The sequence below is a fragment of the Streptomyces sp. CHD11 genome (genome assembly GCF_018638295.1).
Taxonomy (GTDB): Bacteria; Actinomycetota; Actinomycetes; order Streptomycetales; family Streptomycetaceae; genus Streptomyces.
Window position 1 is genome coordinate 20674 of record NZ_JABTTS010000035.1, and the last position, 23867, is coordinate 44540.

At 72.0% G+C, this 23867-nt stretch carries 16 protein-coding genes; 8 read left to right on the forward strand and 8 right to left on the reverse strand.

The genetic code is table 11. The annotated features are described in order from the left end of the window. Window positions 1-68: 68 nt before the first annotated feature. Genes HTV45_RS29135 through HTV45_RS29150 form a run of 4 tightly spaced genes read left to right on the forward strand, consistent with a single transcriptional unit; the run spans window position 69 to window position 4540 of the window. Complete coding sequence (locus HTV45_RS29135; protein WP_308309777.1) at window positions 69-512, forward strand: hypothetical protein; 444 nt, start codon at window positions 69-71, stop codon at window positions 510-512. Window positions 513-565: 53 nt separating this feature from the next. Continuing rightward, window positions 566-2839, forward strand: a complete 2274-nt coding sequence (locus HTV45_RS29140; RefSeq protein WP_215208885.1) for a DUF6571 family protein — start codon at window positions 566-568, stop codon at window positions 2837-2839. A 1-nt stretch (window position 2840) separates the two neighbouring features. Further along, window positions 2841-3854, forward strand: coding sequence for a hypothetical protein (locus HTV45_RS29145; protein WP_215208886.1), 1014 nt, complete (start codon window positions 2841-2843; stop codon window positions 3852-3854). 38 nt (window positions 3855-3892) lie between these two features. After that, window positions 3893-4540, forward strand: a complete 648-nt coding sequence (locus tag HTV45_RS29150) for a hypothetical protein (RefSeq protein WP_215208887.1) — start codon at window positions 3893-3895, stop codon at window positions 4538-4540. Between the two features lie 152 nt (window positions 4541-4692). Here the strand turns inward: HTV45_RS29150 and HTV45_RS29155 are convergent, their stop codons facing one another. From HTV45_RS29155 to HTV45_RS29165, 3 genes are all read right to left on the reverse strand, one after another. Beyond that, window positions 4693-4995 (reverse strand): WXG100 family type VII secretion target, encoded by a 303-nt coding sequence (locus HTV45_RS29155; RefSeq protein WP_215208888.1) that lies wholly within the window; start codon window positions 4993-4995, stop codon window positions 4693-4695. 50 nt (window positions 4996-5045) lie between these two features. Beyond that, on the reverse strand, window positions 5046-5387 hold the full coding sequence (locus HTV45_RS29160; RefSeq protein WP_215208889.1) for a WXG100 family type VII secretion target: 342 nt from the start codon (window positions 5385-5387) through the stop codon (window positions 5046-5048). Window positions 5388-5462: 75 nt separating this feature from the next. Further along, a complete protein-coding gene (locus HTV45_RS29165) occupies window positions 5463-6659 on the reverse strand; it encodes a S8 family serine peptidase (RefSeq protein ID WP_308309778.1) in 1197 nt (398 codons plus the stop codon). Window positions 6660-7957: 1298 nt separating this feature from the next. On the opposite strand from HTV45_RS29165, the gene HTV45_RS29170 reads away from it, so the two are divergent. Then, a complete protein-coding gene (locus HTV45_RS29170; RefSeq protein ID WP_215208891.1) occupies window positions 7958-8422 on the forward strand; it encodes a hypothetical protein in 465 nt (154 codons plus the stop codon). A 92-nt stretch (window positions 8423-8514) separates the two neighbouring features. Here the strand turns inward: HTV45_RS29170 and HTV45_RS29175 are convergent, their stop codons facing one another. The 3 genes from HTV45_RS29175 to eccB all read right to left on the reverse strand — a co-directional run bounded on the left by HTV45_RS29175 (window position 8515) and on the right by eccB (window position 12002). Beyond that, window positions 8515-8949, reverse strand: coding sequence for a hypothetical protein (locus HTV45_RS29175; protein WP_308309779.1), 435 nt, complete (start codon window positions 8947-8949; stop codon window positions 8515-8517). 237 nt (window positions 8950-9186) lie between these two features. Beyond that, window positions 9187-10452, reverse strand: coding sequence for a type VII secretion-associated serine protease mycosin (mycP, locus tag HTV45_RS29180; protein WP_215208892.1), 1266 nt, complete (start codon window positions 10450-10452; stop codon window positions 9187-9189). Between the two features lie 14 nt (window positions 10453-10466). Continuing rightward, window positions 10467-12002 carry a type VII secretion protein EccB gene (gene eccB, locus HTV45_RS29185; RefSeq protein ID WP_215208893.1) on the reverse strand — a complete coding sequence of 512 codons (1536 nt, stop codon included), beginning with the start codon at window positions 12000-12002 and terminating at the stop codon, window positions 10467-10469. 218 nt (window positions 12003-12220) lie between these two features. Between eccB and eccE the strand changes: the two genes are divergently transcribed. The 3 genes from eccE to HTV45_RS29200 all read left to right on the forward strand — a co-directional run bounded on the left by eccE (window position 12221) and on the right by HTV45_RS29200 (window position 17971). Next, window positions 12221-13540 carry a type VII secretion protein EccE gene (eccE, locus tag HTV45_RS29190; RefSeq protein ID WP_215208894.1) on the forward strand — a complete coding sequence of 440 codons (1320 nt, stop codon included), beginning with the start codon at window positions 12221-12223 and terminating at the stop codon, window positions 13538-13540. Window positions 13541-13545: 5 nt separating this feature from the next. After that, complete coding sequence (locus HTV45_RS29195; protein ID WP_215208916.1) at window positions 13546-14367, forward strand: hypothetical protein; 822 nt, start codon at window positions 13546-13548, stop codon at window positions 14365-14367. Between the two features lie 382 nt (window positions 14368-14749). Then, window positions 14750-17971, forward strand: coding sequence for an SCO5717 family growth-regulating ATPase (locus tag HTV45_RS29200; protein ID WP_215208895.1), 3222 nt, complete (start codon window positions 14750-14752; stop codon window positions 17969-17971). A gap of 113 nt (window positions 17972-18084) precedes the next feature. Here the strand turns inward: HTV45_RS29200 and HTV45_RS29205 are convergent, their stop codons facing one another. Further along, window positions 18085-19041: a bifunctional riboflavin kinase/FAD synthetase gene (locus HTV45_RS29205; protein ID WP_215208896.1), complete on the reverse strand. Its 957-nt coding sequence runs from the start codon at window positions 19039-19041 to the stop codon at window positions 18085-18087. Window positions 19042-19226: 185 nt separating this feature from the next. After that, window positions 19227-23114, reverse strand: a complete 3888-nt coding sequence (locus tag HTV45_RS29210; RefSeq protein WP_215208897.1) for a serine protease — start codon at window positions 23112-23114, stop codon at window positions 19227-19229. Window positions 23115-23867: the final 753 nt, after the last annotated feature.

A 23867-nucleotide genomic window follows, 5' to 3' on the forward strand; every position in this document is an offset into this window, starting at 1 on the left:
TGTGATACACGGGCAGCAGGCCCGTTGTTAGCCTGGCCGGGCGTACGACGATCACGAAGAAGACGGGGGTGTGTGACGTGGTGTACGGGAACGGTGGTGGCCCGCAGCAGCCGGTCGGTATGGAGCTGAACCAGTATCCGGCCGATCCGGGAGGCTCGCCGGGACCCGTGGTCGGCGGTTCGAAGGACCTGGCCTCCAGTCCCGCGCAGAAGAAGGCCGCCGCCAAGGCGATCCAGGACCACATCGAGCCGGACACACGCAAGGCCGGCGACTGGGCGGACGAGGAGACCGGCGCCGCGGTCAAGGCGTTCGCCGCGAAGGACGGCCACGGGTGGGTCACCTCGACGGCGTTGAGGAAGGCGCACAAGACCTGGGGCGAGCAGGTACAGAACCTGATGAACCGCCTGAGCTCCGAAAAGGAAGCCCTGCGGAGCACCGGCATCCTGTTCCAGGGCCTCGACTTCGGCGTCGGGCAGGGAATCCGCAAGTCCTCCAGCCTGGACGGCTACTGAGCAGTCTGCCGCCACCCTCGACCGATCACGCCGACACCGCACCACGGGGACCCATGCCGACGTACCACGAGATCATGACGACCGACCTGGCCACCCTCACCACGGCAGCCGATGGCTGGGACGACATGGCCAAGGAGTTCGGCAAGCAGGAGAAGGCATACAAGCGGGACGTGCACGGCATCTCCATGGGCCCCGTCTGGCAGGGACTGGCCGCCAACACCGCCAGCCAACGCTTCGACACCACCCTCAACGAGTACCAGAACGCCCAGACCGAGGCGAAAGCCATCGCCTCCCTCCTGCGCGACGCCCACACCCAGTTCACCGACCTGCGCGGCAAACTCACCACCGCACGCCAGGAAGCCATCGACGCCGGCATGAAGGTGTCCGACCAGGGCCGCGTCTCCTTCGACACCCAACGGCTCAGCGAAGGCACCCGCACCGCCTACCACCACGACCCCGACTACCAGGAAAGCGTCCGCAAGAGCGTCCGCTCCTGGCAGGACCGCATCGACCAACTCGTCAAGGACACCACCGACGCCGACAAAGGCGTCGAGATCGCCTTCAACGCCGTCGTCATCGACACCGACCTCCAGGACGGCACGGTCAACGGCTTCAACGGCCAAGCCCAGGGCGACATCGAGCAGTACGAAGCCCAGAACGCCGAGGACATCGCCACCAGACTCGCGGACGGCAAGAAGGTCTCAGCGGCCGAACTCACAGAACTCGACCGCGCCTTCCGCGACAACGCTGATAACAAGGTGTTCAGCCAGACCCTGCTGAAGGGACTCGGCCCCGACGGCACCATCAGGCTGACCAACGAGCTGAACCAGCTGGCCCACGACGACGACAAGAAGCACAAAGCCCAGTACATGGAACTGCAGGGCGGTCTGGCCGACACCGTGGCCAAGGCCACCCATGTGCCCGGCTCGGTCGCCGACGCACCGCCCGGTTCACAGAAGTTCAAGGACTGGCTCGCCAGTGACGACGGCCGCTTCTACCGGCAGTGGACGGAGAGCCTCGACAAGCACGGCACGAAGAACTACGGGTCGAACACGCAACCGCTGTACGGCTACCAGTCGTTCGTCAGTCTGATGCGGCACGGCGATGCCAAGTACGACGATCAGTTCCTCTATGAACTGGGTGACGACCTCATATCCGCCGAGAAGAAGCAGCCCGGCATCTACGCCGAGTGGGGAGCCGGTCACGACGGCATCCGCGCGGACGCTCTGGACGGGCTCCTGGGCGTCATGAGCAAGAACCCGGACGCGGCCACCGCCTTCTTCGACCCCGCGGGCAACGGCTCCGGCTCCGACCATGTCGCGAACGACCATCTGAAGTACCTGCTCCACGAACGCGAGTGGCCCCAGCACAGCACGGTCGCCGGTCCAACCGTCTTCACGATGGACGACCCGCTCAACCGCACGGGGCTCGGTGCGGCCCTGGAGGCAGCGGCCACGGGACGGGAACCCGACTCCGCCGGAGCGTCCTTCGATCGTCACACCGAGGCACAGGCCCGGGTGATGCAGGAGACGATCACCCAACTGGACAAGGACGGCAAGGGTGATGCGATCCCGCAGAACCTGAAGGTCCCGCTCGGGCGCGCCCTGGCCGACTACACGACCGATACCCACGCGATCCTCAGTGGCACCGAGCCGAACAGTCCCCAGGGGGCTTCGGGCATCAACGCCGACGGGGAGGAGTCGAGCATCACCAACAGCAAGCACAGCCTGCTCCGTGTGATGCGCGGTGTGTCCGACGCACCGTACGGCCAGACTCCCGACGGCGAACCCGTGCTCGTCTACGACCTGCTGTACGAGAACCAGAAGCTCTACTCCGCCGAATACCTGGACACGGCCAGGGACGCCCCCGCGGAGCAGCGGAGCAATGTCGTCGGCGACTGGGACAACAAGGCCCGCCACGTCGGCGAGGTGTACGGCTCGATGACCGCCATCGGATCCGACATGATCCTCGACGACCGGGACACCAAGGTCGGCAACCTCAACGACGCCATGCGGTACACGTACCACGGAGTCGGCGGCCTCTTCACCCAGATACCCGTGGTGGGCGACCCGGTCCAGCGCATGGTCGACGCGGCCACCTACGAGTACTCCAAGGACGTCACGGCCGCGGCGGAGGATGCCGCCAGGTCCGAGGACAGCAGCACGACGTCCGCCGGTGTCGGCGGTACGAACGTCCTCCTCGACGCGTGGGGCGGCGAACACGGCATCCAGGGCTCCGAGGCGCACGAACACGCCAAGGGTGAGGCCAAGCAGAGCTTCATCACCGGACGCGAGGACGCGTACTCGGCACTGCGTACGAGGAAGTGAGATGACGGACAAGAGCAACCGGGCGCGTCTCGGGCGGAGGGGCATCGCGGTCGCCCTGGCGATCGTTCTGCCGGCGGCAGGTGTGCACGTGTGGCTGAACACGAACCTCTTCGGCCGCGAGGACGTGTGTGCGGGGCTGGTGTCCGGCGACGCGGCGGAGTCCGTCTTCGCCGGATCCGGCCGCATCTCGGACGGGGACGGTACGGACGGCCCGTCGAGTGACCGGATCGCGTTCACCTGCACGGTGGAGAGCTCGTCCTTCCTCCCCGGGTCGGACACCGAGCATCTGAGGATCTCTGCAGCCCGCGAGCGCGGCGACTTCCCCTTCAGCGACCACGGCCGGTGGCCGAGTCCGGCTTCGGTGTCGTTCTTCTCCGGTGGTGCCACCGGCGGCGTGGGATCGGACCACGGCTGGGTGCTGCTCCCCGAGGCATGCACGACGGCTGACGGGCCGGCCGTCATCGAGGGATACGCACCGGAGGGCTCCGACCCGGTGGAACTCGCCCGGCTCCTCACCGAGGCCGCCAACCGCACGGCCGAGCGGGCGGACTGCGCGGGAGGGGAACCCTTGACCGCCCCCGACTCCCTCGACACGGCCCCGGATCCACGCGCGGTCCCGAGCGGTGCGGTGTGCGGCTCCGCGGACCTCATGTTCCCCGGCCCGACGCCTCGGCCGCAGGCGAGGGAGAGGGTCCGGGAGAGCGCCGGCCCCACCTGGGCGTGCGAGGTCTCCGATCACGCCACGTACGCCGTGTCCCAGGAACCGCGTCTGCTCGCCGGCATCCGCTCCTCGCCGAGGTTCGCCGAACAGCCGCGGGTGGCCGGCCTCCCGGTGTCCGGCTTCGACGCGAGGCACGTGGTCGCCGACTGCGGGGGCACTCCCACGTACTTCTCCGTGGATGTGGGCCCGGGTTACACCTCCGCCCTCGAAGAGGCCGGAGCCCCGCGCCTGGGAGCTCTGTTCGACAATTTCGTCGACGTCATCGGCGAGCGGTTCGACTGCGACGCGCGCTGACCCCGGACGCATCGCGGAAAGCATTGAGGACACGACACATGACACACGTACGACACCGGCAGCTGATCGCGGCCACCCTGACCGCCGTGGCCCTGGTCGCCGGCTGCCAGAACGGCAGCGAGACGTCACCGCTGAGTCTGAAGGGCCTCACCGAGACCGCCGACGGCGTACCGGACGACGGAGCGAGTACCTGCCCGCTGCCGTACGACATCGCTGAGGCGGCGAAGACCTCGGGACTCGATGGCAGAACCGGCCTCGGTCCCGTCGAGGACGACGACACGCCCGTTGCCACAGGCGAGGGCGGCGAGCGCGCCGAGCCCGGGGAGCCACTGGCCGAGAATCCGGGCGCCCTGGTGAGCTGCACCTTCCATATCGGTCAGGACGACGTGCACGTACACACCATCGCCACCCGCAAGCCGAATGCGATCAATTACCTGGCTCCGGTGATCTCACCGCTGACCGGGACGTCCATCGATGAATCGCTCGCCTACATCAGCCAGGCCGCCGACGCCGAGGCCGGCGAGGTCGACATCACCAGCAGCGGCAGCGTCGCCTCCGTACGCCTGGAACTCGACGGCCAGGGAGACGCGGCCCTCCTGGTCGGTGCCGGACAGTCGGGCGACACTTCCCTGAGCCGGAAGCAGCTCGAGAACCTCACCAAGGAACTCGCGGGCCAGGTGCAGTAGGTCAGGCGTTCAGGAGAGAGGTCACGCGCACACCCTCACCGACGGCTGCCACGACGGGAGCGGAGCGGCCCGGGGTTCCTGCTCCGAGTCGTACGACAGGGTGGACACCTCCCGCGCGTGTCCACCCTGGTCGTCTACCTGGTGCCGAGCTGCTACATGAAGTAGCTGGAACCCTTCAGGTCGCCGCCGCGGTAGTCGCCGCCGGCGGTGCTGACCCGCTTGCTGATGGCGACCAGGGCCTCGTGGATGCCGGTGGCGTGGCGGTCCCACTCCGTGGTCTTCTTGGTGAACTCCTCGTACGCCTCGCCGCCCCAGCCCGCGGCCGCGTCGAGGACGGCCTTCTTGAGGGCCTGGAGGTCCTCCTCGAGCTTCTTGGCCTGGTCACCGAGTTCGGTGGCGAGGGCGTCCATCGTGCCGTACTTGACGGCGAGTTCGTCGTAGTGGGCTCCGGACATGATTTCCTCGTTTCGTTGGGAGCCGGAAGGTGCCGGTGGCTCGCGTCAGTTCAGTACTTGCTGAGGGCCGACGTCTTGCCGCCGAGGTCGTCCACGGAGATCGCGGCGATGTCGGCCTCGATCTGGCTCTCGAGGTTCTGCTTGTCCTTCTTGTTCAGCTGGATGCCCTCGAGGAAGTCGTCGAGCATCCGGCCGATCGCCGCCATGTGGGTGTTGATGTCCGTCTGCTTCTTGTCGAAGGCGATGGCGCCCTGACCTGTCCAGTTCTTCTCGATCATGTCGATCGTTCCCTGGAGGCGGGCGAGGTTCTGCCTGATCGAGTCGTAGCGGTCGATGACGTTCGTCTGAAGCTTCTGTACCTGGGCCTCGTAAAGCTTGCGGCCGTCAGCCATGTCGGCGGTCCCTTTCGTGAGAGCGGTGGTGTGGTGGCTGGTGTGTCACCACGGGTGGTGAGTGGTCGGGTGGTGCTATGCGCTGCGCCGTGAGCGGTGGACCGCGAAGGCTGCGCCGCCGATGACCAGTACGGCTGCCGCGGCTCCGAGGGTCACCCAGAGGGTGGTGCTGTCGGAGGCGTCCGTCTCCGCGTCCGAGGCGGCTGCCGGCGTCTGGTCGTCCGACGTGTCCTTCGATTCGTTCGAGGGCTCGGTGGACGGTGCGGAGGAGGCGGCGGAGACCGGGTTGCCCGCCTCGTCCAGGGCGCCCGTGGCGTTCTCCTTCGCCAAGGGGTCGGCGTTCGCCGGGCCCGGGTTGTAACCCTTGTCCTCCAGCACCTTGCGGGGGCGGATCAGGCCGTAGCCGAGGTACGTGCTCGGGTCGTCCCTGGCCCAGTCACGGCCGGCCGTGTCGATGAGGCTGTTGAGCACCTGATTGGCGGTCCAGTCGGGGTGCGCGGACCAGATGAGGGCGGCGGAGGCGGAGGTGAGGGCGGTGGCGGAACTCGTTCCCCCGCCCTCGTCGCAGTACGCACGGAAGTTGCTGTCGCACCAGACGGGCATGTTCAGGCCGGGCGCGGCGAGGTCGACGTAGTTGCCGTGCTCGGAGAAACTGGCAGCCTTACCCGACTCATCCGTGGCCGCAACACCAACGACATACCGGTAAGCCGCGGGGTATCCGATAAGGTTCTTTTTCTCCGCATCATTGCCAGCACCGGCAATCATCAACTTACCCTTGGACTGCGCGTACCTGATTGCGGCGAGCTCGTCTTCGTTCTCGTTGTGATTACCGAACGACATGCTCATGATTTTCACATCGCTGTCAGCAACTGCTCTGATAATGTCCGCCACCTTGGGCGCTTTCTCTGCCTCGGCCCCTTTCAGCTCCTTCGTGGCGATCCGGTAGGGCACGATTTTTGCTCCCGGGGCCAGTCCCTTCAACCCGCCACCGGCCCCTGTGCCGGCGATGAGTTCCGCCATGGTCGTCCCATGGCCCACGTAGTCCTCGGTTGCCTTGAAGGCCAGAGCTTCAGGGACCTCATCGGTCAGCACCTGCCCTTTCAGGGATGGCGTATCCGGGTTTACCCCAGTATCGATGACGGCGACCTTGATGCCCTCACCGGTGCTCTCCTTCCACATGCCATCGGCTTTCATCGCCGACAGGTACCACTGTTGTGACTGGGCATCATCAGCCAAAGCAGCGGTCGTCGAACCCGACGACAGAATGGCCACGGCAACCAGAGCTGAGCAGACCCTGGCGCCCCATCTGCCCTGTCGTCTCTGGGCACCCGTGCCTCGACTGACGCGTCGGCTGTTTGTTGGCACCATGTTTCTGTCTGTCCTTCTCGGTCCGGTCAGTCGGTCGCCGATGTGCCGCCCCGCCGCCTGTCACGGCGTGAACGACCAGCGCGGGAGTTGTCGTTGCCTGTTACCCCTGTCCGTGCCCCGGTTCCGTCAGCCGTGCGTCCATTGCTTCGTGAACCGGACGTACTGCTCTGGGGCGCTCCGACGACACCTTGAGAGTGATTGGCGGAACGGCGGGAATTCTGCCCTGCGCCTGGAGTGCTGGGAGGCACCCCGATCACCCCCTGTTGACCGGAGCGTTGTCCGGTCGTGCGTGGGCCGGACGCGTTCTCTCCACCGATGACTGTGCCTCTCAGCGGCTGAGAGCCGGTGGCGCCTGAAACGGGGCGTATGACGGGTCGCCCACCGACAACACCGTCGCCGACTCGCCCGGCAGCATTGCGGCCGGGCGGTGTGGCACCCGTGGGGCCACGGGGAACGCCGCCGACTGGGCCGGGTACCGGTCCACTGGGTCTCGGCATTCCACCGACGATGCCACGTCCGGCGGGTCCTGCCCCCTGGCTCCCGGCCTGCCCCGGTGGAGCGGTACGCCCTACAACCCCCATGTTGCCGGTCCCGCGACCTGCCATCGGCGGTGGCGCGGCCGGGCTTTGCCCTGGAGAGCCGACTCCCATACGAGCTGCCGGACCTGCACCCCCGACTCGTCCCTGTACCGGCGGAGGAGCCTTGGGCCCCATGGGAGCACCGTTGGGACCCGCAGCGCGGCCTGAGGTGCCGCGGTAGGCAGGGGGGACAACACCGGGAGCGGCGGGAGGCACTGGTCCAGGTTGCCCGGCGGGCCCGGTCGGCCCGGGTGGTACGACCGTGAGGGGCTTCGCCGTATCCGAGGGTGGCAGCGTGCCGACGCTGTTGATCTCCGTGCTCACGGGCTGCTTCGACAGCCCATCCGGTACTTCCTGTTGTCGAAGAGGTGTCCCTCGCTCATCGGCGCGTACCTGTCCTGTCCCGGTATTCGTCGGGTCCTGGTACGGGGAACGAGCGTCGTCGAGGGACGTGAGTGATACCTGTTCACCCTTCGGTGGGCCCGGGACGAAGCTGGCCGGCGGCTCCGGCACCCCCACATCCGGCATCTTCGGGAAGACCGGTTCCTCCGCCGACTGCATCGTGCCCGCCGACACCGTGTAGAACGACGCCAGCCGGTACATCTGGTTGATGGCCTCCTGGCGGTGGCCCTCCGCCTTGACGGCGGCGGTGTACTCCTCGTTGCCGTCGACGCGCTTGACCACGGGGATGTCGTCGACCGTCTTGGGGGCGAGGCGGGCGTCGCGCGGGGGCATCGACTTGCGGACGGAGGCGAGGCCGGAGCCGGCTGCCAGGACCTGGGTGCCGATGACGTCCGCGTAGTCGGCGATGCCCTCAGCCGTCTTGACGAGGGTTCCGGCCCAGTCCTGGAAGGCGGTGTTGGCCTCACCCTCCCAATCGATCTTGCCGAGGTCGCGGCTGAGCTCTCCCGCGGCTTCCTTGATGGCGTCGCGAGCGGCGACCAGAGCCTCTCCCGCGGAGTCCAGCAGCGCGGGGTTGGCGGACTCCACGATGTCGATCATGTCGTTGAGGTCGTAGCCCTCGAAGCTCGTGGAGCCGAAGTGGAAGCCTCTGAGCGAGGGGCCCCCGAACGGGTTGATCACCCGTGACATGTTCGTGAACGCGTCGAGTGCGCCGTTCTGGGCCAGAGCTTCCTGGCGCTCCTCCTGGTGGGGGTCCTGGTTGTCCTTGCCGCCGCTCATCAGTACCCCGCGTCGGTGCTGTCGGCCCTGTTGTCCCGCTCGATGCGCTCGTTCAGCATCTCCTCGCGGGTCCGGTTGACCTCGGTCCGGATCTCGTGGAACCGGTACCGCTGCTCTTCCTCGATGTTGTCGAACGTGACGTCGACGCCGTGCACGGCGATCTGCATGGCCTCCAGCTGCAGGCCGAGCGACTTGGAGAGTGCGGTGATCCTCTCGTGGACGCGCTCGTACTCCCGGTGAAGCCGTTTGCCCTCCGGAAAGGCGCCGCTGCCGAAGGCGCTCTCCGGCAGGCTGTGGGCGCCGACGTTGGGCACACCGCCCGCCGACGTCTCGAAGGTGGTCAGCAGGTCGTCCACGCGCTTCTTGAACGTCGACAGCGCCATCACACCGCGGCGCACGTCCGCGCCGCCTCCGCCCATGTCTGCAGGAAGCACTTCGCTTTCCTCCCCGTTGTCCCCGTGGCGCGACCGGTCCGCGCAAGCCCTCAGGCTCAACCTGTCGCTGCAGCGATCATCACGGTCACGACGCCACTCTAGTTACTGACATCGACAGTCCCAACTGCCATATGCGACAACATTGCTGCGACTCGGTGGTCCTCCGCTCCTTCCGGCCGGGCGGACACCCTCGTCACAAGGGCCCGCGGCGTCCCGGCGACGGCCGAGCGATGTTCGTCACGTTGCACCGTGGCCATCGCGAACGGACCCGCCACGGGCGCGTCTGCGCGCGTCCCGGACCGCCACCGCCGCTCCGCCGAGCACGGCCACCACGATCGCCGCTCCGACGGCCACGTAGGTGGCCAGGCGGACGTTGCGTTCCTCGGCGGTCTCGCCGAGCGGGAGTTCGGCCGCCGCCGGGGCCTCGGCGCTGACCAGGCCCTCGCGGGGGCGGGGGGACTCGATCGGCCGGTCGTCCTCCGTCAGGGCGCGGACCGGGTCCACCACGCCCCAGCCGACCAGGCGGTCGTGGCCGGCGGTCGCGCGTTCCGCGGTGTGCTCGATCTGGGCGACGATCTGACGCCGGGTCCAGGTCGGGTGCTTGGCCTTGATCAGCGCCGCGACGCCGGCCACATACGGCGCGGAGAAGCTCGTACCGTTGTCGGAGCAGTGGCCTCCCCGGGGGACGGTGGAGATCATGTCGACGCCCGGGGCGGCCACGTCGACGAAGTCGCCGGACTGGGAGAAGGACGCGCGTTCGTTGTTGCGGTCGGAGGCCGCCACGGCGAGTACGCCCTCGTAGGAGGCGGGGTAGGTCTTCTTGACGTTGCCGCCGAGTCCGTCGTTTCCGGCCGACGCGACGACGACGATCTCCTGTGCCAGGGCCTCGTCGACGGCCGCCTTCAGGTCCGGGTCCGGTTCGACGGCGTTCGAGGTGTCCTGGGAGATGTTGATGACGTCCGCCTTCGCCTGCACGGCGTAGCGGATCGACCGGGCGAGGGTCTCGGTGTTCCCGTGGCCCTCCGCGTCGTTCTGCTGGATCGGAATGACGGTCGCCCCGGGGGCCAGGCCCGCGAAACCGGTCTTGTCGGCGGGCCGGGCGGCGATGATGCCGGCGACCTTGGTGCCGTGGCCGACGGTGTCGGTGGTGCCGTTCTCGCTGCCCCTGTCGACGGGGTCGCCGTCCTCGTTCTTGAGGCCCTTGGGCAGGAAGTTGCGGCCGCTCCTGACGTCCACCGCGTTCTTCAGCTGCGGGTGGCGCACGTCGACGCCGGTGTCGATGACGGCGACCCGGACGCCTTTGCCCTGGGACTGGCTCCACAGCGCGTCGAGCTGGACGCGCTGCAGGGACCAAGGGCGCCCGGGGTAGGAGGCGTTGGGGTACTCGCAGTTGTCGGAGAAGGAGTCCGCCGCGGCGGCGGGCGGTGCGAGGGCCACCGGGGCGGTCAGCAGGACCGCGGCGGCCGCCGTCCGCAGGAGGGGGAGGTGTGTGTGTCGCAGCATGGCGGGGTCCTCCGTCACGAGCCCTGTGGCTGGCGTGCCGCCGCCGTGGACAGGCGGGGGCCCGTGGGGAGGTACGCGGACCAGGCGGCGGGGATGGGGGCGGGGTCCACGTCGGCGTAACCGAGGCGGGTCTGGGCCTGTCGGGCCTCCTGCTCCAGCCGCTTCCTGTCCTCGGCCGACGTGCCGATGCCGGCGTCGGCGGTCGCGCTGTCCGCGTTGGACTGCAGTACGTACCGCAGGCCGGTGTCGGTGACCAGGAAGACGGGGCCCGCCTTCGTCTCGGCGCCCTGGAACTGGCGGTAGAGCTGGCCGGATCCGGGGGTGACGTAGGCGCTGGAGGAGGCGGCTGGAAGGTCTGCGGGGAAGTCGGTGCCGGCCCATGTGGTGAGGGTGGTGGCGCCCTTGCCGTCGACACCGCGCAGGACGTTGCAGACCGTGTTGCGGCTGCCCTGGGTGTCCGAGGCCTCGTTGACCGCCCGAGGGGCTCCGGTGGGCCAGTCGTGCTCCGTGCCGAAGGGGTCGCCCGGGACGATCGCGCCGGGGCTCGTCTCCAGCGCCTGGCCGGCCTGGCCGACCTGCGCCAGTTCCTTGCTGAACAGCAGCAGTTGGGCGACGAACGCGGAGACCGGCGCGACCCGGCCGGGCAGCACGACGTAGTACTGCTCCTTGTTGTTGTCGAACGCCTTGAGCACGGTGCCGACCCTGTCGGCCGACGCTTCGAGCTGGCCGGGGGCGTTCGCGGGGGCGCCGGGGACGCCCTCGATCCCGGGGAAGGTGACCGGGTCGCCCTCGTGCAGGGTCGCCAGCCATTCCCGGGACACCCGCTGGGGCTCGCGGCCGGAGCCGACGACCGTGCGGAGCAGCAGCTCCAGATCCTCGCCGGTGTCCGTCCTGTCGACCTGGTACGCCGTGCCGCCCGGGTCCACGACGAACCGTCTGCCGTCCGGGCCCATCACGTAGAGCAGTTCGCCGCCGGAGAGCTTCTCCTTGCCTTCGGTCAGCTTCCTCTCCCGGTCGGCGAGGACCAGCGCGGCCTTCTGGATGGACCGGCCGCCCGCGCTCGGACGCTCGCAGACGACCCACCGCTTGGCGGCGCCCGCCTCCGTCCCGGAGGGCAGGCGGTCGGGGGCGTACGGGATGCCGATGGTCACGCCGTGCGGAATCTCTCCGCTGTCCAGGAGTGACTCGCTGACGGTGACGACGTCGCCCTTCTGGGGCGCCAGGAGGAGTTTGGCGGACGCCATGTTCAGCACGGGGTGCAGCTGGACCTCGTCACCGGTCCTCAGCACGACGTACCGGGTGGTCGACTCGCTGGCGATGATCACTTTCTCGTTCGGGGTGTCCCAGCCCTTCGGCGCCGTGGGCTTGAGCATGCCCCAGGCACCGAAGACGGCCATGACGATCACGCCGATGACGATCCCGGGCACCACACCGCGCAGAGGGCGCGGGGCGCCTTCCTCCGACCCCTGCGGGTACGACTGGACGAATGCCGCGAGCAGGCGGCGCTTCGCGAAGGTGTAGGCGTTGAGCTGGTCGCGCCGAGATGCCATGGATGCGTGTCTCTCCCCGTGTTCCGCCCGTGTTCCGCACGCGTTCCGTCCGGGCGGTGCCGAGGGGCGCCGTCCCCCGCCCGCCGCTGTCGGACCGGCCCCCTACTATGCCTGGTACGGCAAGTGATCGGGGAAGCGGGTAGGGTGCCCGGGCCTTCAAAGGCCTGGTGCGATGCTGGAGTTCCAGCGAGTTGTGAGCAAATCGGGGGGATGAAGTGATGGCTTCCGGGACGCGGGTGCCCGGCCGTGGCCGGACACGGGCGGCGCGCGGCTCTGCCGAACCCGGGGCACCGGCCGCCCGGCAGGTGCCCGCTCGAAACGGTCTCCATCTCAGGACGCTGACGGGCAGGCCGGGTTCGTTCCGGCTGCAACGGCTCGTCCTGCTGGAGCTCGGGGCCGCCGTCCTCGTCGTGGGATGGGTGATCGGACCCCTGGGCCTGGCGCCCGCGGCCGCTGTCGCCCTCGTCCTGGTGCTGCTGGCCTTCGTGCGTCGTCGCGGACGTTCCCTGCCCGAGTGGATCGCCACGGCGAGGGGACTGCGCGCCCGGCAGAGGAGCGCCGCGACGCTGGTGGTACCGCCCGGCACCGAGCCGGGTCTCACCCCGGCCGTGGAGTGCGATCCGAGCCTGCGCACCGTTACGTACGGCGGCCGGGAACGGCGGCCCGTCGGCATCGTCGGCGACGGCACGTTCGTCACCGTCGTGGTCCAGGTGGAGGCCGACGCCACCGCCCTGCGTGCCGAGCGGAGCCGGCGTCCCCTGCCCCTGGCGCTGGTCCGGGACGCACTCGAGGTCGACGACATCCGCCTGGAGTCCGCGCAGATCGTGCTGCACACTCAGCCCGCGCCCGCGCTGCACCTGCCGCGCCAGTCCGTGGCCGTGAGCAACTACGCGCCGCTGCAGGAGCGGACCGGCGCTCCGGCGGTGCGCATCACCTGGATCGCGTTGAAGGTCGACCCGGAGCTGTGTCCGGAGGCGGTGGCCGCCCGGGGCGGTGGTCCGGTCGGCGCGCAGAAGTGCGCCGTGCGTGCCGCCGACCATTTGGCCAGCCGGCTGACCGGGGCCGGTTTCCGTGCCACGGTGCTCGACGAGGAGGAACTGACCGCGGCGATCGCCACGTCCGCCTGCGCCAATCCGCTGGTGACGGCCGAGGCCGGCCGGGCGGACCGGCAGGACCGGCGGACCGAGGAGTCCGGCCGCAGCTGGCGCTGCGACAACCGGCGGCACACGACGTACTGGATCCGCAGGTGGCCCCCGCTGGGCGGCGACCGTGGCGTGTCGCTGCCCCAGTTCGTCGCACGGGTCACGGCGGTGCCCGCGCTCGCCACCACCGTCAGTCTCACCGTCGCGCACGCGGACCGGCAGGGGATGTCGCTGAGCGGCCATCTGCGGGTCACCGGACGCAGCGCCGAGGAACTGACCGCGGCACGGCGGGCGCTGGAGGAATCCGCCCGGGAGACGGGTGCGGTCCTGGCGCGGCTCGACCGGGAGCAACTGCCGGGTGTACTGGCCACTCTGCCCCTCGGAGGTGTGCGATGACGGCGATGACAGCGATGACGACACGCGTCGCTGACGGATCCGGTGCGCACGGCGCGCCGGGTGCGGCAGGAGGCGCGCAACTCCCGGCCTCGGTACCGGAACCGGCCGCGGGGCGGACACGCGGTCTGCTGCGCACCGGCTTCGGTCTGCTCGGCCCGCGTCATGGACGGCACACCCTGTCGGTGGACGACCTGGACACACTCACCCTGCCCATCGGGGACGACGGGGTGGTCATCGGCGTGGACGCCGAGGGCCAGCCCGCCGTACTCGGGCTGAACCGGCCCACGCCCTACGATGTCGTGCTGATCGGCGGCCTGTGGACCGCCCAGGTCTTCGCGCTGCGGGCGGCCGCGACCGGCGCGCGGGTGGCCGTGGAGACCGGGCGGGCGCAGGCCTGGACCCAGTTGGTGCACGCGATGGGCGGCGGGCAGAACGGGCTCGCGGTGTACGACGTGGGGCGGGTGCCACCACAGGGCGCTTCGGCCGGTACCCCGGTGCTCGTGGTGCGGGACTGCGGTATGCGGCCGCCGAGGGGACGTGTGGTGTCGGGGCCCTGGCAGTCGGTACTGACGCTGCTGCCCTACCTCAGCCCCGTCGCGCCCCGACTGCTGCGGCAGGCCCGGCTCGTGGGGGTGCAGCGGATATCGCCGGGCGAGGCCGGGGAGCTGAGCCGCGCGATCGCGCTGCCCCGGGGTGACGCCGATGCCCTGCCCACCCTCGCCGACGGACTCACCCTCTGGTGCGCCGACCGCGACCGGCAGTACGTGATGACGCAGCCGACCGATGCGGAGATCGGCCTGCTGGGTACACCGCGGCGGATGGACTGAGGCCGGGTTCCATCGGGGCACGTGGCCGAAGTGACCGGGTAAGTTCCGTTCAGGTCACGGAACTCATGCCGTTTGCCCGTTTCACCCGGTCTGTCGGGGCATCAGAAGCGGCACCGGTGGACGGATCGGGGCATGGCGGATGCACTTCGGGCGGTGGACGGGCCTGCCGGGGCGCCGGTGGTGATGATTAGGCTGGGTCGGGGCACTGCGTCCGGCCCGGCGGGCCGTACGTCGGCGCCCCGAGGAGAGCCGATGGTCGGTCGGCCGCGGGATCCGGCGGCCTCGCAGCGATCCCGGAGGGACGGCTTCGGCGGCTTCGGGCGACGAGGGCGTGGTCGCCCCGGCACGGCATGAGGGTAATCGACCACCAACAGGAGGAACTGTGAGCAGCGATCGGGACGGGACGCGCGGGGGCTGGGCGACACCCGGCGATGACCAGCCCGACGCGGAGTCCGCCATCGAGACGACGGGCGAGTTCACCATCGACTACGCGCCGCCGGCCTGGTACACGCAGAACGCTTCGGGAAGCCCGGATTCGGGGGCGTCGTCCTCTTCCTCTTCCCCCGGTTCCGTCGATCCCCCCGGCTCCTCCGCCTCGCCCGCTCACGGGTCCGCGCCCGCTCCGCCTCCCGCGGCTCCTCCCGCCGGGCAGCCTGTGCCACCACTGCCCGGGCTGACTCCGCCGCCGCACGCAGTGGACGCGCCGGGTTCGTCTTCCACCCCGGCGCCCACGCCGGGGGCGCCTTTCACCCCGCCCGCGCCGTTCGCGCCGCCCGCGCCCCCTTCCGGGCCGCCGGTGGCCGTGCCCGGTCTTCCGGCGGGCAGCGGGTTCGAGCCGAATCGCACGGAAGCGAACGCCGGGGACGGGGCGGAGCACACGGATCCCGGTGCGGTTCCGCCCGCGTCCGTGCCGGACGCCCCGGTGGGCGGGTTCCCGTCGCCGGGGTCCGCACCAGAGTCCGGGCCGGGGCAGCCGGAGGAGAGCGACAACGGCGACCTGGAGAGCGGCGCCACCATTCGCTTCTCCGCCGGCGCGTTGAAGCGGGAGATCGCGGCACGCGAGGCGGGCACCGGGGTACCGGCCGACGCGGGGGCCACCGGTGAGGCGGAAGGACCGGCCGACGCGGAGGCCACCGCTGAGGCGGAGGCAGTGGCGGTGGCCGACGCCGAGGAGACGGCGCCGGCGGAGCCCACCGATGTCGTCGAGGGCGAGTCCGGCGCCGGGGGCGCTGCTGCGGACGTCTCCGGCGTGGACTCGCCGGACGCGGGAGCCGTCGAGGAGGCTTCCGGTGCGTCCGGCGGTGGTGACGACGGTGGAGTCACCGCATCCGAAGAGGCCGCCGCGGACGCGGAAGCCGGGGACGCCGGGCCCTCGGGGACCGAGGAGACCGACGACGCCGACGACGCCGACGACGCCGCGGCTGCGGAACCGGAGGCCGAGCCCGAGGACGCGGTGCCGTCGAAGGACGTACCGGCGGCCGTCGAGCCCGAGGACGCCAAGCCGGTCGTGAACGACGCGGCGTCCACCGACGGCGCTGACGCCGGAGCCGGCCAGGCCGGCGAGGACGTCCCGCCCGGACATGCCGTCCCGGCCCCGGCGTACGCCCCGTCCGACTGGACTCCCCCGGCACCGCAGGCCCCCCCGGCCCCGCCGGCGTATCCCCAGGCCCCGGCGCCCGCCGGCGAGTGGCCCGTACAGCCGCCGCAGGCGCCCCCGCAGCCGGCGGCGGCCCAGGACCAGCCTGCCGCACCGGCCCAGCAGCCGCCGTTCCAGCCGCAGGCGCCGCAGCCCGCGCCCGCTGCCTGGAACCCGGCGCCGGCCGCCCCGGCCCAGCCCGCGCAACATCCCGCCGCGCGGGCCGGATACGGCTTCCCGCAGCCTGATGCCGCCGTCCAGCCGCCGCCCGCCCAAGCCGGATACGGCTTCCCACCGGCGGCTGCGGCGCAGCCGGCCGCGCCGCAGAACCCGCCCGGCCCGCAGCCGGGCACCCCGGCGGCCGCCGCCGCCCAGCCGCCCGCTCCGCAGCAGGCCGGACACGGAGTGCCGCCCGCCGGGACGACCCCGGCTCCCCCCGCGCAGCCCCCGGCCGGGAACCCGCCCGTACCCGGCCCGCAGGCCGGTTACGGCTTCCCCCCTGCCGGACCGGTGCCGACTCCCCCGGGCCCGCAGCCGCAGGCCGGCTACGGCTTCCCGCACCCCGGCGCTCCAAAACATCCCGCACCGCAGCCCCCGGCCGGAAACCCGTCCGCGCCCGGTGGTCACGGGTTCCCGCAGCAGTCGCAGCCGCCCGCCGGGGCCCCGCAGCCTCAGCACCCGGGCGTGCCGCCGCAGGCGCAGCCTCCGCACGCCGGACAGCAGCCGCCGCAGCAGCCCGTCGATCAGCAGCCCGTCGATCCGCGGACCGGCGCCGCCTGGCCGCAGCCCGTCCGACACGACCAGCGCCAGCCCACCAACCCCGGTGTGGCGCCGCTGGGTTACACCGCGGCCGTGGAGCTGTCCTCGGACCGGCTGCTCAACAGCAAGAAGCAGAAGGCGAAGAGCAGCCGCCCCGCGTCCGGCGGATCACGGTTCAAGCTCGGAGGGAAGAAGGAAGAGGCCGAGCGGCAGCGGAAACTGGAGCTGATCCGTACGCCGGTGCTGTCCTGCTACCGCATCGCCGTCATCAGCCTCAAGGGCGGCGTCGGCAAGACGACCACGACGACCGCGCTCGGTTCCACCCTCGCCACCGAACGCCAGGACAAGATCCTGGCCATCGACGCCAACCCGGACGCCGGTACGCTCGGCCGCCGGGTGCGGCGCGAGACGGGGGCCACCATCCGTGACCTCGTCCAGGCGATCCCGCACCTCAACTCGTACATGGACATCCGGCGGTTCACCTCACAGGCGTCCTCCGGTCTGGAGATCATCGCCAACGACGTCGACCCGGCCGTGTCCACGACGTTCAACGACGAGGACTACCGGCGCGCGATCGACGTGCTCGGCAAGCAGTACCCGATCATCCTCACCGACTCCGGCACGGGCCTGCTCTACAGCGCCATGCGCGGTGTGCTGGACCTCGCCGACCAGCTCATCATCATCTCCACGCCGTCGGTGGACGGTGCGAGCAGTGCCAGTACGACGCTGGACTGGCTCTCCGCGCACGGGTACGCGGACCTCGTGTCGCGCTCCCTCACCGTCATCTCGGGGGTGCGCGAGACGGGCAAGATGATCAAGGTCGACGACATCGTGACGCACTTCCGCACCCGGTGCCGGGGTGTGGTCGTCGTACCGTTCGACGAGCATCTGGCCGCCGGCGCGGAGGTGGACCTGGACATGATGCGGCCGAAGGTGCGGGAGGCGTACTTCAACCTCGCGTCGCTGGTCGCCGAGGACTTCGTCCGGCATCAGCAGTCGCACGGTCTGTGGACCTCCGACGGCAACCCGCCGCCGGTCGCCGCCCCGCCGCTGCCGGGCCAGTATCAGGCCCCCGGCCAGCCGGGTGCGTATCCCCAGCAGCCGCCCGCACAGCACTACCCGTACCCGGGGCAGCCCCCGGCACAGCCGTACCCGGGCGTCCCCGGCCAGCCCTATCCTCCGCAGCCCGGGCACCCCGGCGCGCAGTAGCCCGCGCCCGGGGGCGGGCGTCGTCCGCACACGAAGGCGGCCCCTCATCAGGGGCCGCCTTCAACTGCGGGTCCGGCTGCCGGGAGTTGCGGTGACGGGTCCGATCGCTCCGGTTACTCCGGTTTCCCGGCCGCGGCCACGAGCTCCTTGCAGCGCTCGACGTCCTCCGCCATCTGCACCAGCAGCGCGTCGACCGTGTCGAACCTCGCCTGGCCCCGCACGAACGCCAGGAAGTCCACGGCGACATGGAGGCCGTACAGGTCGAGGCCGACACGGTCGATGGCGTACGCCTCGACCGTGCGCTCGGTGCCGTCGAACTGGGGGTTGGTGCCGACGGAGATCGCGGCCGGCATGGCCTCGCCCTGGGTGTGCAGCCAGCCGGCGTAGACACCGTCGGCGGGGATGGCGGTGTGCGGGAGCGTCTCGACGTTGGCCGTGGGGAAGCCCAGGTCGCGGCCGCGCTGGGCGCCGCGCACGACGACGCCCTCCACGCGGTGAGGGCGGCCCAGGATCTCGGCGGCGCCCTCCACATCGCCCTCGGCGACCAGGCGGCGGGTGAGCGTGGAGGAGAACGGCTCGCCGCCCCCGGCCTCACCGCTCACGTACAGGTCGACGATCTCGACGTCGAAGTCATAGACCCCGCCCTGCTCGGCGAGGAAGTCCACGGTGCCCGCGGCCCTGTGCCCGAAGCGGAAGTTGGGGCCCTCGACGACCGCCTTGGCGTGCAGCTTGTCGACCAGTACCTTGACCACGAAGTCGGCCGCCGACAGCTTCGAGAACTCGATGGTGAAGGGCAGGATCAGGAGCGCGTCCACGCCGAGATCGGCCATGAGTTCGGCGCGCCGGTGGTGCGGGGCGAGCAGCGGGGGGTGGCTGCCCGGGCGGACGACCTCGCTGGGGTGCGGGTCGAAGGTGACGACGACGGCCGGAACGCCCAGTTCGCGGGCGCGGTCCACGGTATGCCGGATGATCAGCTGGTGCCCGCGGTGGACTCCGTCGTACGAGCCGATGGTGACGACGCTGCGCCCCCAGTCCTGGGGGATGTCCTCCAAGCCACGCCAGCGCTGCACTGTGCCTGCTCCTCGTCGAAAATCTTGCCGGACGGACCCGGGTCCGCGGACTTCTCTGCGCAGCTCTAAGGGTGCCATGCCACATGCCTGGGGCCCGCATCGGCATCGCGTCGGTGCCCCGTCACCGTCTCCGCCTCCGCGCGGCCGGCGGCCTCCGTGTGCCGGGGGTGCGGGGCCCGCCGCCGTCAGACGGGGGCGCCCACGCCCGCCAGGTCCTCGATCGTCCGCCGGGTGCCGGGGCTCACCAGCGGGGCCCATGCGCGCGGGGCGTCCGCGAGCCAGCCGGCCACGGCGGCGGCGAAGCCCGGGACGTGCCGGCCCAGGTCGGTCAGGCAGCGCTCGAAACGGCCGGCGCCGTCCGGCGCGCGGGCGAGCAGCAGGCCGGTGCGGTGGACGAGGACGCGCAGCTCGGGACCGGTGCTCCGGGCGGCGCCGCGCAGGGCCGCCTCCATGACGGCCGGGTCCGACTCGCGGGCGAGCAGGGCGTCCAGCAGGTCGCGGCGCAGCGGGCGGGAGGCCCGGGTGCCGGGGGCGGCGAGCACACCGGCGAGAACCAGCCGGAGCGGTTGGGGGCCGTCCTGCAGCAGGCCGGTGAGCAGGGTCCGGAGTACGGCACGGTCGGCGGGGCCGTCCCGGTCCAGCCGCCGGTCGGCGTACGCGGCCACGTGCCCGGCCAGCTCGGGCCGCCGTTCCGCGACCTGCCGCAGGAGTACGGCGACCGGCCGGGCGAGGGCGGGGGTGGTGGCGTCGGCGAGGACGTGGAAGGTGCCGGCCGGGTCCGCCTCCCGGGCCAGCCTCGTACGGAAGGCGTCGAGCACGGGTGCCGGGTGGGTGTCGAGGGCGTCGGTCAGGGCGCTCGGCGGAAGGCGGGGGTCGCCGTCCGCGAAACGGGCCAGGGCCCGCTCGAGGTGCCGGTCCCTGCTGTCGGGGTCGCGGACGAGGAGGGCGAGCGCCCCTCCGTGCAGTTCGCGGTCGGCGGTGCGGACGAGTACGGCGAGGGCCGCGTACCGCAGCAGGGTGCGGTCGGCCGGGTCTCGCGCGTACGGAGCGGTGCGCAGGCCGTAGGTGATCGCCGCGGCCCGGCGTGCGGGACGCTCGTCCCGCGCCCAGCGGTCGACGGCCCGGCACATCGCCGCCGGCTCCTCCTCCGTCAGTACGGTGAGCAGTTGGTCCGCGCGCCGGTGCGGATGGTCGGCGAGGGCCTCCGTCAGCGTGTCCAGGGCCTCGTGGCGGTGGGTGTGCAGCAGCGCCTGCGCGGCCGTGGCGACGGTGGCGTGCGGAGTGGCGGGCAGCGGCCGCTCGTCCTCGAACCAGCGCACCAGGTACGGCAGTACGCCCACGGGGTCGGCGGTGAGCAGGCGGGCGGCGGCGTCCAGGAAGCGGGGGCCGCTCTCGCACGGCGGGCCGTCGGCGTGGACCAGCCGGCGCAGCAGGGCGCACCGCGCCTCCAGCGGCAGCGGGAGCGCGGTCCAGAAGGCGGGGCCGAGTTCCGGCGGCACCGTCCGCCGCTGCTCCCGCCACGCCACGATCCGGTCGGTGAGCAGCCGCAGCACGTCCGTGTACGGGGTGGCGTCGGGTACGCGTGCGAGGGTCCCCGTGAGCAGGCGGGCGGCCCACCACGAGCCGGGGTCGGCGTCCAGGGCGTGGGTGAGGTCCACCAGGCGTGAGGCGAGGCGGCCGGTGCCGTGCCGGTGTGCGAGGAGCAGCAGGGCCTCGACGACGGGGCCGGCACGGTGGTGCGGGGCGGGGGCGGAGTCACGGCGATGGTCGTGGACCAGGGCGTGCAGGGCGCCGTCCACGTCGAGGTGGCTGCCCTGGAGCCAGTGGGCGAGCGTCTGGTGGGCGAAGCGGTAGCCGCTCCCGGCCGGGACGAAGAGGCCCTCGGCGAGTACGGCCGCGGCCCAGCCGGTGACGGTTCCGGTGCCGCCGGCGGGCCGGTCCGGGGCTGGTCCGGCCGGGAACACGGCGTCGAACGCCTCGGCGTCCAGTCCGCCGTGCCCGGTGCCGAGGCCCTGACGGGCGGCTTGGTGCACCCGCCCGGCCACTTTCGCCGCCAGCCGGCGTACGGCGGTACCGCGCAGCCCGTTCCCGGCGGCGAGGCGGGTGGCGACGCGCAGGCACGACAGGTCCAGGTGGGCCGAGAACACGTCGTCGCGGCCGACGGGCACATCGGCGTCGGAGGTGCCGGGTGTGCCGGGCGAGGTGTCGGCGAGGCCTGCCCGGACCCCGGCGAGCAGCCGCAGGGTCCCCGGGTGGCGGGCGTCGGTACCGGCCAACACGCCCTCCGGGATGCCGTGACGGGCACGTGCCTCGCGGGCCTCCTCGGGGGTGAGGTGGCCGAGCAGGACGCACGGGGGGAGTCCGTCGGGGCGGGGGCCGCCGGCGGGCAGTACCTCTTCCGGGAACCTCGCCTCCTCCCAGTACTCCGCACCGCATGCCACCACCAGCCGCGCGCCTGCCGTCCGCAGCCATCGGGCGGTGCCGGTGGTCCATTCGGTAAGGCGGCGGAAGAGGCCGGGCGGCATCTCCTCGGGGTCGTCGAGAAGCAGCAGCAAGGGGTGACCCGCCGTGCGGGCGAGCCGGGCGACGCGCTCGGGGCTCAGGTCGCCGAGGGCGTCCGGGGTGGTCGGGAACGGGGTGCGGGAGGCGGCGACGACTGCGGCGGCCCGGTCCAGGGCGCGGCGTGCGGCGTCCGCGAGCGAGTGGTCGTCCGCTCGGAGATCGGCGCCGCGCAGCAGCACGGTGGGCCGTCCGGCCCGGTGGCGGCGGGCGGCGAGCCGCGTGAGTTCCGTGGTGCGGCCGCTGCCGGGCGGTCCGACGAGGCCCAGCACAGCGGCCTCGTCCCGCTCGAACGCGGCGAACTCCGCGAGGACGGCGGGCCGGTCGACGGGCTCCACCACGGACCTCGCTCCTCCGTCCGGGCCGGGCCCCGGTCTCCGGACAGCGGCCGGAGGTCCGGCCGACGTGCCCTCGGGCGCTGTCGAGGTGACGGTGGACCCGGCCGTGGCGGCCGTGTCCGCCGTGGCGGCCGTGTCCGCCGGTGCCGTCGGGGCGGTGGCAGACCGCACCGAGGCGCCCGCACGTCCGGCCGGAGCGGCGGCCCCCGCCGAGGTGCCCGCAGGCCCCGCCCGGCCACCGCCCGACACCCCCGCCGAGCCGACCGGAGACCCTGTCGAGGCACCCGGGACGACAGCCGGCCTGCCGGTGGGCCCCGCCCCGTCGCCCGTGGGTCCCGCCGCGCCGACGGCTGTACCCGCCGCACCGGCCGAAAGCCCCACCGGCGTCCCCTCGGACCCCGCCGGAGCACCCGCGGGTCCCGTCGGGGTGGCCGCGAGCGCCGAGCAGGTGGCCGTGAGCTCCACCAGTGCGGCGAGGTTGAGGCCGGTGCCGTAGGCGGGGACCGTCGCCGCGTTCTCGGTGAGCAGCCCGGCGAGGGCGGGAGCCGCCGGGGAGAGCGGTACGGCGAACCCCACCGCGCTGTCGGCCGAGCGGAGGGCGGTGCCGAGCACGCCGATCACCCCGCCGGTGCCCGCATCGAGCACCGGACCGCCGGCGGCGCCGCCACCGAGGCGCAGTGCGTCCCGGCCCGCGGTGCCGACGGCCAGTTCCAGGGCACGGGGGACGGAGTACGGGCGGTCGGTGGCCGTGTAGGTGACGGCGGCTGTGCCCAGGACGCGCGCCTCACGCCATCCCCCGGCGGCGATGCGCACATAGGTGCCGCTCTCGACGTGCTCCCGCGCGGAGACCGGCAGGGGCACCGCACCGAGCCCTTCGGTGCGTACGAGAGCGAGATCGAGCGCGGGCAAGGGGGTGACGGCTTCGTCGGTCACCACACAGTGGCTGTTCCCGGCCGCGTACAGCACGAGCCGGGGCAGGCCGTCGACCGCCTCATGGCTGGTGATCACCGTGCCGTGGTGGTCGGCCACGAATCCGGTCCCGCGCGGGCGGCCGGCGAGGTCGTACAGGCGGACCAGGCCGTCGTCGACGGGGTGGTCCGGCGCGAGCAGCGGGGAGAGGGCAGCGAGGTCCCGCAGATCGGGGGGACTCGGGCACAGGCTGCCGAGGGATCCCACGCCCCCGGAGGCATCGGGAAGGCCGGGGGGACACGAGAGCGAGCGGCCGGAAGGATCAGAGACCCCCGGAGGATTCGAGCGGCCCGGCGGATCCGAGCGGCCCGGCAGGCCCGGGGCCGGAGAAGCTGGCGAGCCCGGGGCCGGAGAAGCCGAGGAGCCCGGCGGATCCGAGTGGTCCGGGGCCCGCTGGACACCCCGGATGCCGGCGCCCCACAGGTCCCCGGCGGCGGAGTGGCCGGCGTGACCGGGCAGTCCCGTGTCGCCGCGTTGCTCCGGGGACACCCATGAGGGCCGGGGGCGCCCGGGCGGCTCCGCGCGCCCCCGGTGGTCCCTGTCACCGGACGGTTCCACGCCCTCCCGGGGCCGTGCACAGCCCGGGTTCCCAGCGGCTCCGGTGCCGCCCGCGGCCTTGGACGTCCCCGTGCTCCCTGTGGCCCCGGGGCTTCCACTCGCCCCGGCGAATGCCGAGGGACTGCCCGGGGCGTCCCGCACCTCGCGGGGTCCGGTTCCTGACGGCATCCTCCAGCCTCCCGCCGACCATGCGTGCCCTGGTCTGCGACATTAGGGCCGAAATGATCAGCGGGACAGGCCGGTCGGTGAACGCGCCCCCTTCCGCTCCCCCGCTTCACTCCGAGCGCCCGCACTTACGGGTGAACAGGCAGGCCTGGATGGATAGACCGTAGGGGTGGGGGAACCGAGGGGGACCGTGGAGCGGCGGCATGTCCATCCCCGTGACGCCGCTCCACGGGCGGG